General features: G+C 63.3%; 14 protein-coding genes. 7 read left to right on the top strand and 7 right to left on the bottom strand.

From position 1 onward, the window contains the following. Positions 1-2: 2 nt before the first annotated feature. Positions 3-1,073, bottom strand: a complete 1,071-nt coding sequence (gene qhpR / locus C7A17_RS04770; protein WP_106736942.1) for an AraC-like transcriptional regulator QhpR — start codon at positions 1,071-1,073, stop codon at positions 3-5. Between the two features lie 351 nt (positions 1,074-1,424). Between qhpR and exaC the strand changes: the two genes are divergently transcribed. The 4 genes from exaC to eutC all read left to right on the top strand — a co-directional run bounded on the left by exaC (position 1,425) and on the right by eutC (position 6,663). Next, entirely contained in the window at positions 1,425-2,945 is a 1,521-nt protein-coding gene (exaC, locus tag C7A17_RS04775) for an acetaldehyde dehydrogenase ExaC (RefSeq protein WP_106736943.1), read from the top strand. Between the two features lie 160 nt (positions 2,946-3,105). Then, on the top strand, positions 3,106-4,365 hold the full coding sequence (gene eutH, locus C7A17_RS04780) for an ethanolamine utilization protein EutH (protein ID WP_106736944.1): 1,260 nt from the start codon (positions 3,106-3,108) through the stop codon (positions 4,363-4,365). A gap of 75 nt (positions 4,366-4,440) precedes the next feature. Continuing rightward, positions 4,441-5,835, top strand: coding sequence for an ethanolamine ammonia-lyase subunit EutB (locus C7A17_RS04785; protein WP_106736945.1), 1,395 nt, complete (start codon positions 4,441-4,443; stop codon positions 5,833-5,835). Between the two features lie 15 nt (positions 5,836-5,850). Beyond that, on the top strand, positions 5,851-6,663 hold the full coding sequence (eutC, locus tag C7A17_RS04790; RefSeq protein WP_106736946.1) for an ethanolamine ammonia-lyase subunit EutC: 813 nt from the start codon (positions 5,851-5,853) through the stop codon (positions 6,661-6,663). A gap of 6 nt (positions 6,664-6,669) precedes the next feature. Here eutC and C7A17_RS04795 read toward each other — a convergent pair whose 3' ends face one another. The 4 genes from C7A17_RS04795 to C7A17_RS04810 all read right to left on the bottom strand — a co-directional run bounded on the left by C7A17_RS04795 (position 6,670) and on the right by C7A17_RS04810 (position 9,238). Then, positions 6,670-7,605 carry a glutathione S-transferase family protein gene (locus C7A17_RS04795; protein WP_106736947.1) on the bottom strand — a complete coding sequence of 312 codons (936 nt, stop codon included), beginning with the start codon at positions 7,603-7,605 and terminating at the stop codon, positions 6,670-6,672. A 64-nt stretch (positions 7,606-7,669) separates the two neighbouring features. Beyond that, on the bottom strand, positions 7,670-7,951 hold the full coding sequence (locus tag C7A17_RS04800; protein WP_106736948.1) for a GIY-YIG nuclease family protein: 282 nt from the start codon (positions 7,949-7,951) through the stop codon (positions 7,670-7,672). Next, positions 7,948-8,667 (bottom strand): phosphatidylcholine synthase, encoded by a 720-nt coding sequence (gene pcsA, locus C7A17_RS04805; RefSeq protein ID WP_106736949.1) that lies wholly within the window; start codon positions 8,665-8,667, stop codon positions 7,948-7,950. The genes C7A17_RS04800 and pcsA overlap by 4 nt, the downstream gene beginning before the upstream one ends. Before the next feature lie 100 nt (positions 8,668-8,767). Then, positions 8,768-9,238 carry a nuclear transport factor 2 family protein gene (locus C7A17_RS04810; RefSeq protein WP_106736950.1) on the bottom strand — a complete coding sequence of 157 codons (471 nt, stop codon included), beginning with the start codon at positions 9,236-9,238 and terminating at the stop codon, positions 8,768-8,770. Positions 9,239-9,438: 200 nt separating this feature from the next. On the opposite strand from C7A17_RS04810, the gene C7A17_RS04815 reads away from it, so the two are divergent. Next, positions 9,439-10,383 carry a GlxA family transcriptional regulator gene (locus C7A17_RS04815; RefSeq protein WP_106736951.1) on the top strand — a complete coding sequence of 315 codons (945 nt, stop codon included), beginning with the start codon at positions 9,439-9,441 and terminating at the stop codon, positions 10,381-10,383. 100 nt (positions 10,384-10,483) lie between these two features. Here the strand turns inward: C7A17_RS04815 and trxB are convergent, their stop codons facing one another. Beyond that, entirely contained in the window at positions 10,484-11,431 is a 948-nt protein-coding gene (gene trxB / locus C7A17_RS04820) for a thioredoxin-disulfide reductase (RefSeq protein WP_106736952.1), read from the bottom strand. A 271-nt stretch (positions 11,432-11,702) separates the two neighbouring features. Between trxB and cysZ the strand changes: the two genes are divergently transcribed. Then, complete coding sequence (gene cysZ / locus C7A17_RS04825) at positions 11,703-12,467, top strand: sulfate transporter CysZ (RefSeq protein ID WP_106736953.1); 765 nt, start codon at positions 11,703-11,705, stop codon at positions 12,465-12,467. Here the strand turns inward: cysZ and C7A17_RS04830 are convergent. After that, on the bottom strand, positions 12,441-13,550 hold the full coding sequence (locus tag C7A17_RS04830; RefSeq protein WP_106736954.1) for an SRPBCC family protein: 1,110 nt from the start codon (positions 13,548-13,550) through the stop codon (positions 12,441-12,443). The genes cysZ and C7A17_RS04830 overlap by 27 nt on opposite strands. 79 nt (positions 13,551-13,629) lie before the next feature. On the opposite strand from C7A17_RS04830, the gene bsrA reads away from it, so the two are divergent. Then, on the top strand, positions 13,630-14,532 hold the full coding sequence (gene bsrA / locus C7A17_RS04835) for a LysR family transcriptional regulator BsrA (RefSeq protein WP_106736955.1): 903 nt from the start codon (positions 13,630-13,632) through the stop codon (positions 14,530-14,532). The last annotated feature ends 6 nt before the right edge of the window (positions 14,533-14,538 follow it).

Below are 14,538 nucleotides of genomic sequence, written 5' to 3' on the forward strand. Positions count from 1 at the left end.
CTTCAATGTGAAACGTCACCCTCGCGCCGCCACTGCCGCGGGCTGACGCCAAACCAGCGGCGAAACGCGCGGGAGAAGGCGCTGGCCTCGGAATAGCCGAGCAACGGTGCCAAGGCAGTGATCGGCAACTGCTGCTGGCTCAGGTAATGGGTGGCCAGCTCGCAACGCAGCTTGTCCACAACCACCGAGAAGCTCAGTCCCTGCTCACGCAGACGCCGCTGCAAGGACCAACTGGTCATCCCCAGCTGCTCGGCCACGCCTTCGAGTGTCGGCTCCCCCGCCAGCAACTGCTGGCGAATCTGTGCGCGGGTATCGTCGGCGATGTCCTGCTCACTGCGCACACTCTGCTGGCTGAGCTGCCGCAGCGAATCCTGCATCACCAACAGCAGCACCGGATCGTGCTCCGGCATTGCCCGGTTCAGACCGCGCTTGGGAATTAGCAGAGAATTGAACGGCTGCTCGAAGTACACCGGCGCATCGAACACCTTACAGTGCTCATGCCAGTGTTCCGGGCGCGGATGCTCGAAATGCACTGCACGCGGCGCCCATTGGCTGCCCAGCACGTGACGGATCAGGTTGAGCGCCATGCCCAGGGTCAACTCGGCATCCTGACGGCGGCTGAGAATCGCGCCGTGGCGAATCTGATAATCGAAGCGGTAACACTCGCCCGCATCGACCAGCCGAATCAGGCTGTTGCGCTGGTGCAGCGGGAAGGCGCGGGCGAAGTTGATCAGCGCCTGTTCCAGCGTCGCCGAACACAGGCCGATGTAGCCCAGCAGGCCGAGCGCCTGCGGCTTGAACTGCTGCCCGTAATACAGACCGAAGTTGTCGCAGCCGGACTGTCGCGCGGCCTCTTCCAGTACCTGGCAGTAGTTCGGCAGCGCCAGGCTCAGGGTGGGATGACGCAGCAATTCGGGGTCGATGCCCGAAACGCCGAGAATACGGTCGGCGTCGCCGCCATGCTTTTCGATGAAGCCGCATAGTCCGCTGGCGGCCGCAGCCAACACGCCGGTATTGCTCTGCGTACCCGGCAGCGAAGACAAACCCGGGCTCTGGGCGGTAAGGGAACTCATCGATGCCTCCTCGGTGACAAGCCTGCAGTTGAAGCAAGAAACACACCGGCCGCCCATGATCACCAGCAACCGCCCAGCACACCAGCATCCGGCGTCCCTCTCGGTGCATACGCCAGCCCGGTCACGCCCCAAAACGGGTCATAAGGAAACACTTGCCCTCAATCGAGGCAGGGAAATTTATCCCTTTACGACACGCTCATGCCCAGACGCGGAAACTTGACTTCAGACGACAAGCGCTCAGCTGCAGCGTCAAGTTCGCCACATGAAATCGTTTCATGATCGAGATGAGTGTTCTTTGCACAGCCCTCGTTGCACATAACTACAACAATCGTCGTTACGGAGAGACATCTCATGATTTATGCCAAACCCGGTACCCCAGGCGCCGTCGTTACCCTCAAGCCGCGCTACGGCAACTACATCGGTGGTGAGTTCGTCGCCCCGCTCAGTGGTCAGTACTTCACCAACACCAGCCCGGTCGATGGCTCGGTGATCGCCGAATTCCCCCGTTCCAACGCCGCCGACATCGACAAGGCGCTGGACGCCGCGCACGCCGCCGCCGATGCCTGGGGCAAGACCTCGGTGCAGGAGCGCTCGCACATTCTGCTGAAGATCGCCGACCGCATCGAAGCCAACCTCGAACTGCTGGCCGTGGCCGAAACCTGGGACAACGGCAAGGCTGTGCGTGAGACGCTGAACGCCGACGTGCCGCTGGCCGCTGACCATTTCCGCTACTTCGCTGGCTGCATCCGCGCCCAGGAAGGCAGCACCGCCGAGATCAACGAAGGCACCGTGGCCTATCACTTCCACGAGCCGCTGGGCGTGGTCGGGCAGATCATCCCGTGGAACTTCCCGCTGCTGATGGCCGCCTGGAAACTGGCCCCGGCGCTGGCTGCCGGCAACGCCGTCGTGCTCAAGCCGGCCGAGCAGACGCCGCTGTCGATCACGCTCTTCGTCGAGCTGATCGGCGACCTGCTGCCGCCGGGCGTGCTCAACATCGTCCAGGGCTTCGGCCGCGAAGCCGGTGAGTCGCTGGCCACTAGCAAGCGCATCGCCAAGATCGCCTTCACCGGCTCCACCCCGGTGGGCTCGCACATCATGAAGTGCGCCGCCGAGAACATCATCCCGAGCACCGTCGAGCTGGGCGGCAAATCGCCGAACATCTTCTTCGCCGACATCATGAACGCCGAGCCGGCCTTCATCGAGAAAGCCGCCGAAGGTCTGGTGCTGGGCTTCTTCAACCAGGGCGAGGTGTGCACCTGCCCGTCGCGCGCACTGGTGCAGGAGTCGATCTACGACGCCTTCATGGTCGAAGTGCTGAAGAAGGTCAAACAGATCAAGCGTGGCAACCCGCTGGACACCGAGACGATGGTCGGCGCCCAGGCTTCGCAGCAGCAGTACGACAAGATCCTCAGCTACCTCGAAATCGCTCAGCAGGAAGGCGCCCAGGTGCTCACCGGCGGCGCTGCCGAGCAGCTGCAAGGTGATCTGGCCAGCGGCTATTACATCCAGCCGACGCTGCTCAAGGGCACCAACAAGATGCGCGTGTTCCAGGAAGAAATCTTCGGCCCGGTGATCGGTGTGACCACCTTCAAGGACGAAGCCGAAGCCCTGGCCATCGCCAACGACACCGAGTTCGGCCTGGGCGCCGGCGTGTGGAGCCGCGACATGAACGTCGCCTACCGCATGGGCCGTGCGATCAAGGCTGGCCGCGTATGGACCAACTGCTACCACCTGTACCCGGCGCATGCTGCCTTCGGCGGCTACAAGAAGTCCGGGGTCGGGCGTGAAACCCACAAGATGATGCTCGACCACTACCAGCAGACCAAGAACCTGCTGGTGAGCTATGACATCAATCCGCTGGGCTTCTTTTAACCCACCGTTTTCAACGGTCTGCCATGCATAAGGAGCGGCCCTCGCGCCATCGAACAGCCCGCATGCCCGCCCTTTCCCATCTCCGGGAGAGTGGCCGGGCAGCGCTCCGTTCGAGCGAACCCAGCCGCCCGCCATCCAATAAAACAGTCAGGGCACAGCAATGGATCAGATAGGTAATTACGTTCTCTACATCATCATGGCTTGCGCCGTGGTGGGGGCTTTCGCAGCCATCTACGACAGCGAGAAAGGCCTGGGCAAGGAGTTCATGGAAGGCATCCACGCCACCGGTTACATCTTCGTACCGGCGGCCGGCATCATGGCCTCCATCCCCTATCTCACGGTACTCATCGAGAAGGCCTGCGGACCGTTCTTCGATGCCCTGGGCGCCGACCCGGCACTGGCCGCGACGATGATCATCGCTTCGGACATGGGCGGCTATCACCTGGCCTCGGCCCTGGCCTCCAGCAAGGAAGCGCTGATCATGGCGCTGATCACGGGCTTCATGGGCGGCGCCACCATCGTCTTCTCCATTCCGATGGGCCTGGCGATGCTCGACAAGCGCGACCACAAGTACATGGCGCTGGGCATCATGTCCGGCATCCTGACCATTCCAGTCGGCGTACTGATCGCCAGCGTGCTGCTGGTGGTCAGTGATCCGATGGTGCGTGAAGTGGTCGCCACCAACGGCGAGGCCACCTACCAGTTGGCACTGGGTCTGGGCAGCATCTTCACCAATCTGCTGCCGATCTTCGTCTTCGTCGTGGCGCTGGCCGCCGGCCTGCGCTTTCTGCCGGATATGATGATCAAGGGTTTCATCGGTTTCGGTCGTGGCCTGGATGCGATGATCAAGCTGGTGCTGGTGTTCTCCATCGTCGAATACTTCACCGGCGTGTTCACCATCGTCTTCGGCGGCTGGGGCTTTCACCCGATCATCGCCGACGCCGAGGATCAAACCCGCGCCTTGGAGACCGCCGGCTACATCGGCATCATGCTGGCTGGCGCCTTCCCGATGGTCTATATGCTGCGCAAATACTTCGGCGGCCCGCTGGAGAGCCTGGGTAGAAAGGTCGGCCTGAGCGCCGTCGGCAGTGCCGGCATGCTCGCCACCATCGCCAACATCCTGGCCATGTTCCGTCTGGTGCGCTTCATGCCGCCGAAAGACAAGGTGATCAACATTGCCTTCGCCGTCTGCGCGGCCTTCCTGCTCGGGGATCACCTGTCCTTCACCGCCAACTTCCAGCCGACCATCATCCTGCCGGTACTGGTCGGCAAGTTGATCGCCGGTTTCGTCGCCATCGGCCTGGCCTACTGGCTGTCGGTGCCCAAGGCACTGGAACTGGAGAAACAGGATCGCGCCGTCGGCATCATCGACAAGGACGAGTACCCGGTCGCCGGTAAGCCGCAGGTCAGCCCGGCCTGACACTTGCCGTAACGCCCGGCGCCTGCCCTGGCGGGCGCCGTGGGCGAAGATGAAAGACTGGTTCAGGAGAAATACATGGCAAGCTACTCCCACAGCATCGGCGGCCAGACCTGGCGCTTCGACGACTTGCGCGAGCTGATGGCCAAGGCCACGCCGGCACGCTCCGGCGACTACCTCGCCGGCGTCGCGGCAAGCAGCGATGCCGAACGGGCAGCCGCGCAGATGACCCTGGCCGACGTGCCGCTGAAGAACTTCCTGCATGAGGCGCTGATTCCGTACGAAAGCGACGAAGTCACCCGCCTGATCATCGATACCCACGACGCCCAGGCCTTCGCACCGGTCAGCCACCTGACCGTGGGCGGGCTTCGCGACTGGCTGCTCAGCGACGCCGCCGACGAAACCAGCCTGCGCACCCTGGCGCCGGGCATGACGCCGGAAATGGCAGCAGCGGTATCGAAGATCATGCGCGTGCAGGATCTGGTGCTGGTGGCGCAGAAGATTCGCGTGGTCACCCGCTTTCGCAACACCATGGGCCTGCGCGGACGCATGTCCACGCGCCTGCAACCCAATCACCCCACCGACGACCCGGCCGGCATCGCTGCCAGCGTGGTCGACGGCCTGCTCTACGGCAATGGCGATGCCATGATCGGCATCAACCCGGCCACCGACAGCATGAGTGCGATCTGCACCCTGCTGGACATGCTCGACGCCGTGATCCAGCGCTATGAAATTCCCACGCAATCCTGCGTGCTGACTCACGTCACCAACTCCATCGCCGCCATCGAGCGCGGCGCACCGCTGGATCTGGTGTTTCAGTCCATCGCCGGCACCGAGGCGGCCAATGCCAGCTTCGGTGTCAGCCTCAAGATCCTGCAGGAAGGCTATGAAGCCGGGCTGAGCCTGGGCCGTGGCACCCTCGGCAACAACCTGATGTATTTCGAGACCGGCCAGGGCAGCGCGCTGTCGGCCAACGCCCACCATGGCGTCGACCAGCAGACCTGCGAGGCCCGCGCCTACGCCGTGGCGCGCCACTACAACCCGTTCCTGGTCAACACCGTGGTCGGCTTCATCGGCCCGGAATACCTGTACAACGGCAAGCAGATCATCCGCGCCGGCCTGGAAGATCACTTCTGCGGCAAGCTGCTGGGCGTGCCCATGGGCTGCGACATCTGCTACACCAACCATGCCGAAGCCGACCAGGACGACATGGACATGCTGCTGACCCTGCTGGGGGCGGCCGGCATCAACTTCATCATGGGCATCCCCGGCTCCGACGACGTGATGCTCAACTACCAGACCACCTCGTTCCACGATGCGCTCTATGCGCGCAAGGTGCTCGGCCTGCACGCCGCGCCAGAGTTCGAGGCCTGGTTGGCGCGTATGGGCATCTTCCAGCAACAGGGTGGTCGCCTGCACATGGGCGAGGAACTGCCCCCCGCCTTTCGCCAGGCCCTGGCTCAGCTCACCTGAGTATTCGAGATAGCCATGACAGACAAATCCCCCGCAACCGAAAACCCCTGGCGGCAACTGCGCCAGCTGACCCCCGCGCGCATCGCCCTGGGCCGCGCCGGCACCAGCCTGCCGACCGCCGCGCAGCTTGATTTCCAGTTCGCCCACGCTCAGGCCCGTGACGCCGTGCACCTGCCCTTCGAGCACACGTCCCTGCGTGAGGCGCTGCACGACCGCCAACTCCCGACACTGGTGCTGCGTAGCGCCGCCGCGGATCGTCATACCTACCTGCAACGCCCGGATCTGGGCCGGCGCCTGCACGAAGACGCGGCGCGCCAGCTCGATGACTACACCGAGAAACACGGGCGTGGCTACGACCTAGCCATTGTCATCGCCGACGGTCTGTCGTCGCTGGCGGTACAACGGCACAGCCTGCCGTTTCTCGATCGCTTGCTGGAGCAGGTGCTGGAGGAAGGTTGGTCACTGGCGCCCATCGCCATCGTCGAGCAGGGCCGGGTCGCCGTGGCTGACGAAGTCGGCGAACGCCTGGGCGCGAAAATGACGGTGATCCTGATCGGCGAACGCCCCGGCCTCAGTTCGCCGGACAGCCTCGGCCTGTACTTCACCTACGCGCCGCGAGTCGGCCTCAACGACGCCTACCGCAACTGCATCTCCAACGTGCGCCTGGAAGGGCTCAGCTACGGTATGGCCACCTTCCGCCTGATGTACCTGATGCGTGAGGCCTGTCGCCGGCAACTGTCCGGAGTGGATCTCAAGGACGAGGCGCAAGTCCCTACCCTTGAAGGCGGCGGCCCAGGAAACTTCCTGCTGCCACCGCTGCATGACTGAGGCGCTTCAACGCGCCTCGATGCGAAAGCCCAGGCGAGGGAAATGCACGTGCACCACGCCGGCACGCTCGTCCTCACGCCGCAGGATCAACTCTTCGCGCCCGGCGAATACCAATTCGCCCTCGACCGGATCGACGCCATAGTCGATGGCTGCAATGGCCACGCGCTGACCAGCGCTGAAACCGTTGGGCTCGCTGAACGCCTCGTCCGGCAAGGCTGCCGGCTGAGCGTCGCGGGCAGTAGCGATGGCCTGCTCACTGCTCATCTCGCTGAGCGCACCATGGCCGAAACCCAGTACCCGCGCCAACCAGGCCGCCACGTCCGGATAATCGTCGACCAGCGGCGCGGTGACCGGCGTAGCACGCAGGAACCACAGCGGATGGGCAACGGCGAAGTCGGCAATCGAGGGCTCGCCAAACAGAAAATCCCCCCCGCCCTGCTGCAGTTGCTGCTGCAAACGCTCCATCAGCACCGGCCATTGGTGGCGCGCCTGCTCCAGCGGCAAACGGCTGGCCGTGCCACCCGAGAACAGCGCTGCACGATCGGCGGCGAAAGCCTTGGCGAATTCCGGCGGCACCTTGGCGAAGCGCACAGCCATGGACTCGGGGGCGAACACCAGCGATACCGCATGCTGGAACAGCACCGAGTCAGCCCACTGCGCGAGTGTGGCGGCATTGAAACCCTGCCCTTCCGGGAACAGTGACGGCGTGCTCTTCTCCGCTTCCAGACGACGGGCGATCAGTGCTGTATCGCAGTAGATGTCAGCGCCGATCTGCAGCACCGGGGTTTTACGGTAACCGCCAGTCAACGCGGTCAGGTCGGGTTTGGGCATCACCGGCGGAATCATCACCGAGCGCCAGGACAGTTGCTTGAAGCCCAGCAGCAGGCGGGCCTTCTCGGCAAACGGCGAGGTCGGATAGTGATGAAGGATCAGCTCGTGCATGGCGCGCTCCGCGTCGATTCGAAAGCGCCCAGCTTACCCGCGCGGCCGAGACGCGCACACCGCCTCAGGCTGATGAATCGCCATCAACGGCCAGAATGAGCGCTTCTTTGGCGGTTTTACTCAGGCGTTTGATCGCACGCTCACGACGCAGGGCATCGCCCTTGCCGGCACAGGCCTCGACATAGGCCAATGCAAGCGCTGGACTGGTGTGAAAGAAACGTGCGCCCTTGCCACTCTGGTGCTGCGCGAAACGCCGCTGCGGGTCATCGCTGATGCCGCAATACAGCGCACCATTGGCGGTGCGCACCAGATAGACGAACCAGGGCTTGTCGAGTGCTGCCGTCATCCGCGCGCCGGGAACCACTCACGCGCCGAGCGCCACAGGCACATACCGACGAAATAGGCCGAAGCCAGCCACCAGAGCGCCAGCAGCCAAGGCTGACTAACGGGGTACTGCAGGATCAGCAGGGCGCTGCTGAGCATCCAGACGAAGGTCACCAGAATGTTCAGCGGCATGAACTGACGCACGCGGAACGGGTGCAGGAATTTCATCTTCGTCAGGGTCAGGCCCGCCAGCAGCACGATCATCGCCAGCGTCACCCAGGGATGGATGTCAAGGATGTAGAAATACAGCACCACCACGTTCCAGGCCGCCGGGAAGCCAACGAAGTAGTTGTCCTTGCTCTTCATGTTCAGGTTGCAGAAGCAGAACAGCGACGACACCAGAATCAGGCCGACGGCGAACAGCGGGGTGTATTCGGGCAACGGAATGAAGCGGTAAAGGAAGATCGCCGGGATGAACACATAGGTGAGGTAGTCGATGACCAGATCCAGGGTCGAGCCGTCGAAATGCGGTAGCACACCCTTGACGTCGTAACGTCGCGCCAGAGAGCCATCCAGACCGTCGACCAGCAGCGCCAGCCCCAACCACATCAGGCATTGCTTGGGCTGGCCGTCGAGCACGGCGAGCAGCGCCAGCAGGGCAAGGATCACCCCACTGGCAGTGACGGCATGCACCCCCCAGGCCTTGGCCTGTTTTACGGCTACGATCAGTTCGGTCACGATAAGTCTCGATTGGCAGTGGAGATGCGGCACCCCATGTGCGCACTCTCTTATTGAAGGCTATGACCGGCTAGCCTACCACTGCGTTCCTTCGCCCGCCTTAGCGCGCCGTCCGAAACTGGGCCAAGCCACGGGCCGCTTGCCGACGAATGGCAGCCTGAACCGGTGGAGCCCAGCCCAGCAACAGCCCTTTGGCTCCTAGCGCCTGGCGACTCCAACGCCACAGATCGAAATGATCACGATGCTCGACGATCAAGCCGTCACGGAAGACGAAGCGCGCATGGATATGGTTGACCACCTGCCGCCCCGTGGCGCTGAAACGGTAGGTGGCGACCCAGCGGGCGCTACCGGCATGGTCATCGGCATGCACCGAGTCGAAGGTCAGCGAGAAGTCCTCGGCACGGCTGCACAGCATGCGCCACATGTCCCCTGCCTCCGCGCCCTGCAGACCGACGAAAACCGGGTCGGAGAAACGCACATCCGCCGCATAACAGGCGGCCATGGCCTCGGCGTCGAGCTTCTGGAAAGCGCTGTAGAAGCGCTGGATCAGCTCGGCATTGGGGTGGCTCATGAAGGGCTCCTACAGGCTTTTCATTACGTAGGGTACGACGCGCGCACCGCTGTCACGGCGTCGCTCACTGATGCGCACAGCACACCCTACACGTTCGCAAGGATGGTTCACTCCAGTCTGTTCGTCCGGCGGGGACGTGGCGATTGGCTATAACGACAACTTTGTGTCAATAATCGCCAACCTCAATCGAGAGCACTCCCATGCTGCGCATTGCGCTATACGTCTGCCCGCAAACCGTCTGCTCCAGCCTGAGCATGGCGCAGGATGCCTTCAGCCTGGCCAATCGCCTGGCGGGCACGGCATGTTTTCTGGTTCAGCGCTTCAGCCTGGACGGAGAACCGGTGCAACTGGAGTTCGCCCAGATACAGGTCGATGGCGGCCTACCGCTGGCCGAGCAGGCCGACCTGCTGATCGTGCCTGCCACCGGCAGTGCCATCAGCCGCACGCTGGAGAACAACGCCAGGCTGCTGCCCTGGTTGGCCCAACGTGGTGAGCAACAGGTGGCGAGCCTGTGCAGCAGCGCCTTCCTGCTGGCAGCCGCCGGCCTGCTCGATGGGCGCCAGGCGACCACTCATTGGGCGCTGGCAGAAGCCTTCACCCGACACTATCCGCAGGTGAACCTGCGCAGCGACCTGCTGCTGACCGAAGACGGCCCGCGGTTCTGCTCCGGCGGTGCCCAGGCCGGGCTCGATCTGTGCCTGCACCTGATTGCCCTGCATGCGGGCGAATGGTTGGCCCAGCAGGTGGCCAGCGCCATGGTGATCGAACGTCAGCGCGGCACGCAGACGCGTTTCGCGCCGTTGTTACCCGCCACCGATGACAGCACGCTGCAGCCCGTACTGACCTGGCTACGCGAGCACCACGCCGAAGCGATCGACCTTAACCGCCTTGCGCAACAGGCACACTGCTCACCTCGCACCCTGCTGCGCCGCTTCAAACACACCACCGGACTGACGCCAGGTGACTACCTGCAACGCCTGCGCATCAGCCTGGCGCAGCAGGCGCTGGCAAGCTCGAGCCAGTCACTGGAACAGATCGCCAGCCAGATCGGCTTCGCCGACCGCGCCACCTTCGCCAAGCGCTTCAAACAGCTTTGCGGCGAAACACCTGGGGCCTTTCGCAAACGAATGCAGCGTAGCGTTTAGGCCGCGACAACCCTTCCAACTAAAAGCGTTGCGCAGTGACATCCCTCTACAACATAAATAAGGCCCGCCAAGTGGCGGGCCGGCTAGATGCACTATTCGATCAATGCCCGTCTAAATAACGCTCGACATCCAGCGCCGCCATGCAGCCAGCACCGGCCGAGGTAATCGCCTGGCGATAGACCGAATCGGCCACGTCGCCGGCAGCGAACACGCCAGGAATACTGGTCGCAGTGGCATTGCCTTCGCGCCCGCCATTGACTACCAGGTAGCCGTCTTTCAACGCCAGCTGACCTTCGAACAGACTGGTATTGGGGGTGTGGCCGATGGCGACGAACAGCCCTTCGACGCTCAGTTCGCGGTAGGCGCCGCCGTACTGTTTCAAACGCACGCCAGTGACGCCACTGGCATCACCCAACACCTCGTCCACCTCGGCATTCAGTTGCAGCTCGATCTTGCCCTCGGCCACGCGCTCTTGCAGCTTGTTCTGCAGGATCTTCTCGGCACGGAAGCCATTACGGCGGTGAATCAGGGTCACCTTGCTGGCGATATTGGCCAGGTACAGCGCCTCCTCCACTGCTGTGTTACCACCACCGACCACAGCCACCTCACGACCGCGGTAGAAGAAACCGTCGCAGGTTGCGCACGCCGAAACGCCACGGCCCATGAACGCCTCTTCGCTGGGCAGTCCCAGGTAACGGGCGCTTGCACCGGTGGCGATGATCAGCGCGTCGCAGTGATAGGTGCCACTGTCACCGACCAGGGTAAAGGGTTTGCCGGCCAGATCCACGGCGTTGATATGGTCGAAGACGATCTGGGTATCGAAGCGCTCGGCGTGCTCCTGCATACGCTGCATCAGCGCCGGGCCGGTAAGGCCATGAGCATCGCCCGGCCAGTTGTCCACCTCGGTAGTGGTGGTGAGCTGACCACCCGCCTGAATGCCGGTGATCAGGAGCGGCTTCAGGTTGGCGCGCGCAGCATAGACCGCGGCGCTATAACCGGCAGGGCCGGAACCCAGGATGATGACGCGGGCGTGACGAACGGCAGACATCGCTATCTCCTCGCAGGCCCACAGAACCAGCAGGCCAGAATAAAAAGGGACTCTCGAAGCGCTAGGGGAAGGCTTGGAAGGATGAGAGCCCCGCAAAAGGGAAACTGTGCGCAAGGCTATCGATGCTGCTGACGAAGCGGAAATATCCATTGCCAATTTCGCGAATAGAATTCGCCTATTGTCACTGGCATTGAACCTTGCCCATGGCTGAACTTTCACCGCGCCGGCGAAGTCGGTATGGTCGCGCGCATCAACCACTCAGGAGACCGCCATGCCTGCCGCTCCCGTCCTGTCCGGCCCGCAATACCTGCGGGAAGGCCTGAAGCTGGTACTCAGCCCAGGCCTGCGCCTGTTCGTGCTGTTGCCGCTAGCAGTCAATCTGATTCTATTCGTTGCCATGATCAGCTTTGCCGTGCAGCAGTTCAGTGGTTGGGTCGACACCTTCATGCCCACCCTGCCGAGTTGGCTGAGCTTTCTCCAATACATCCTCTGGCCACTGTTCGTGGTGCTGGTGCTGCTGATGGTGTTTTTCACCTTCACCATGCTGGCCAACATCATCGCCGCGCCGTTCAACGGTTTTCTCGCGGAGAAGGTCGAGGTGGTAGCGCGTGGTGAAGATCACTTTCCACCATTCAGCTGGGGCGAACTGGCCGCCATGGTGCCGCGCACCATGGGCCGCGAGATGCGCAAGCTGGCGTATTTTCTGCCACGCGCCATCGGCCTGCTGATCCTCAGCTTCATCCCGGTGGTGAACCTGATCGCTGCGCCACTGTGGCTACTGTTCGGCGTGTGGATGATGGCCGTGCAGTACATCGACTACCCGGCGGACAACAACAAGATGAGCTGGCAGGACATGCTCGCCTGGCTGCGCGAAAAGCGCTGGCAGAGCCTGAGCTTCGGCGGCATCACCTACGCCGCGCTGCTGGTGCCGGGGCTGAACATTCTGATGATGCCCGCCGCCGTCGCCGGCGCGACCTTGTTCTGGGTGCGCGAGCGCGGCGAGCAGGCGCTAGGTTCGCACAAGCACATCGTGTAACGCCCGCATCGACGCCTGCGACTCACGCTCGATGCGGCGGCGCATGAACAAGGCGTTTACCACGCGCATCAGCCAGCCGTCGAAACCATACTCGAGGGTGCGCACGAACTCGCAGCCGTCCTCGAGCGACACGCACTCGTAGGTCAACAGCAATTGCAGGCCATGATCGCCACGCGCGCTGGCCTGCCAACGCTGGCCGGGCTGATAGTCGAGCACGTCCCAGCGCAGATGCCCGGCACGGCCACCTGCATGGATGTCTTCTTCGAATCGCTCGCCCGCGAACAATGCACCCTCGCGACCATAGATACGCAGTGACGACGGGTGCCACTGCGGCCAGTGGCTCGGCGCCGCGGCGTATTCCAGCACGCGCTCGGCAGGCAGGGCGATGCGGATTCGGTGCAGCTGGCGGTTCTGCTGATGAATCGCCTCAGGCTCCCAGTGCAGGGTGCCGTACAACCAGTCCATCAGCGGATGGACGATGCCGAAGTTGCGCGAATGCATCAGCTCACGACGATGGTGCAGCGCGTGCAGGCGGCGCATCTGGCGAATCCACGGCAGGCGCGACACCGGGTGCTCATCCGGCAGGTGCTCGCAGGCATGCACCACTTCGTAACTCATGTAGCCCAGCAGCATGCTGCCGGCGAACAGTGCGCCGAGGTTGCCGTCGAACTGAGACAGCAGCCACCAGGCGGCGAAGGTAGGCAGACTGAACAGCACGATGAGCCAGGCAGGGAACAGGATCACGCGCCAATCGCGCGCCGTTTCGTAGGGCATCAGCATCTCGACGAAGAAGCTGTGGTGGTCGCCGGTGTGACGTTTGTAGAAGAGTTTGCCGAAGCGCGTCTTATTGTGGCCGAGCCGTTTGTGCACCTGGTATTCGCCCCAACTGAAGAACACCAGCGTGGCCGGCACCAGTAGCCATTGCCAGGGCGCCACGGCCTCCAATGTGCTCCAGAGCAAGCCGATGCAGAGCAGCCCATAGGCCAGCACGAAGGCGGCGTGCAGCCAGGGGTTGTAGAGCGGATGGATGGCAGCCCGGTAATCGCTGCGAAAAGCCTGGGCATTGTCGTTGTTATAGGCCATGGCGCTCTCCTGTGGATTGACAGCAGTCTAGGCCTGGCCACATCATTCGAATAATGGATAGTTGAAAAGAGCATTATCCGTGATAACGAATTTGCGCCAGCTCGACCTCAATCTGCTGCTGGTCTTCGATGCTCTGATGCAGGAAGGCAATCTGACCCGCGCAGCCCAGCGCCTGCACCTGAGCCAGTCGACCGTGAGCAACGCCCTCGCCCGCCTGCGTCAGCAACTGGGCGAGGAATTGTTCCAGCGCACCGCGCGCGGCATGACCCCGACCGCGCGCGCCCAGGCGCTTTACCCGCCCGTGCGCCAGGCGCTGCAGCTGCTGCTGGCGGGCCTCGGCCCCGCGGAACCCTTCGATGCGCAGGCGCCGCACGTGTTCAACCTGTCGCTCAACGACTACGCCCAGACTGCGCTGCTGCCGATGCTGCAGGCGCATATGGCTCGCGTCGCGCCGCAGGTGGAGCTGGTGGCGCAGCACGACGACGCCGACAACCTGCTACAACGCCTGGAGAGCGGCGCCCTGGACATTGCCATCGACTACCTGCATTTCGACTCGCCTGACCTGCGCTATTCGCCCCTGCGTGAAGAGGCGCTGGTGGTAATCGGACGCAAGGATCATCCGGCATTCGTCGGTGGCCTGAGTCTCATGGATTACCAGCAGGCCCGCCACGTAATCGTGACGCCGCGCGCCGGGCGCGGTTCGCCGCTGGAAATCGTTCTGGGCTCGGCCAAGGTCAGGCGCCAGGCGGCGCTGCACCTGCCCAACTACCTGCCGATTCCCGCCATCGTCGCCCAGACCGATCTGCTCGGCACCGTGCCGGCGCGCCTGGCCGACGCCTTCGCCCCGCTATTCGCCCTGCAGGTGGCGCCGCTGCCCTTCGACATGCCGGCCGTGCAGATCAGCCTGATCTGGCACCGTCAGCAGCACCACGACCCGGCACATGCCTGGCTGCGTGAACAACTGCACGGCCTGCTCGCCTGACACATA

The sequence above is a fragment of the Pseudomonas mendocina genome, assembly GCF_003008615.1.
GTDB classification, from domain to species: domain Bacteria; phylum Pseudomonadota; class Gammaproteobacteria; order Pseudomonadales; family Pseudomonadaceae; genus Aquipseudomonas; species Aquipseudomonas mendocina_C.

Excerpts from the sequence above, each read along its gene's own strand:
- exaC (WP_106736943.1), top strand. The coding sequence starts at position 1,425 with ATGATTTATGCCAAACCCGGTACCCCAGGCGCCGTCGTTACCCTCAAG.
- C7A17_RS04800 (WP_106736948.1), bottom strand. The coding sequence starts at position 7,951 with ATGACGGCAGCACTCGACAAGCCCTGGTTCGTCTATCTGGTGCGCACC.
- C7A17_RS04815 (WP_106736951.1), top strand. The coding sequence starts at position 9,439 with ATGCTGCGCATTGCGCTATACGTCTGCCCGCAAACCGTCTGCTCCAGC.
- qhpR (WP_106736942.1), bottom strand. The coding sequence starts at position 1,073 with ATGAGTTCCCTTACCGCCCAGAGCCCGGGTTTGTCTTCGCTGCCGGGT.
- trxB (WP_106736952.1), bottom strand. The coding sequence starts at position 11,431 with ATGTCTGCCGTTCGTCACGCCCGCGTCATCATCCTGGGTTCCGGCCCT.
- C7A17_RS04810 (WP_106736950.1), bottom strand. The coding sequence starts at position 9,238 with ATGAGCCACCCCAATGCCGAGCTGATCCAGCGCTTCTACAGCGCTTTC.
- C7A17_RS04785 (WP_106736945.1), top strand. The coding sequence starts at position 4,441 with ATGGCAAGCTACTCCCACAGCATCGGCGGCCAGACCTGGCGCTTCGAC.
- eutH (WP_106736944.1), top strand. The coding sequence starts at position 3,106 with ATGGATCAGATAGGTAATTACGTTCTCTACATCATCATGGCTTGCGCC.
- eutC (WP_106736946.1), top strand. The coding sequence starts at position 5,851 with ATGACAGACAAATCCCCCGCAACCGAAAACCCCTGGCGGCAACTGCGC.
- cysZ (WP_106736953.1), top strand. The coding sequence starts at position 11,703 with ATGCCTGCCGCTCCCGTCCTGTCCGGCCCGCAATACCTGCGGGAAGGC.
- C7A17_RS04830 (WP_106736954.1), bottom strand. The coding sequence starts at position 13,550 with ATGGCCTATAACAACGACAATGCCCAGGCTTTTCGCAGCGATTACCGG.
- C7A17_RS04795 (WP_106736947.1), bottom strand. The coding sequence starts at position 7,605 with ATGCACGAGCTGATCCTTCATCACTATCCGACCTCGCCGTTTGCCGAG.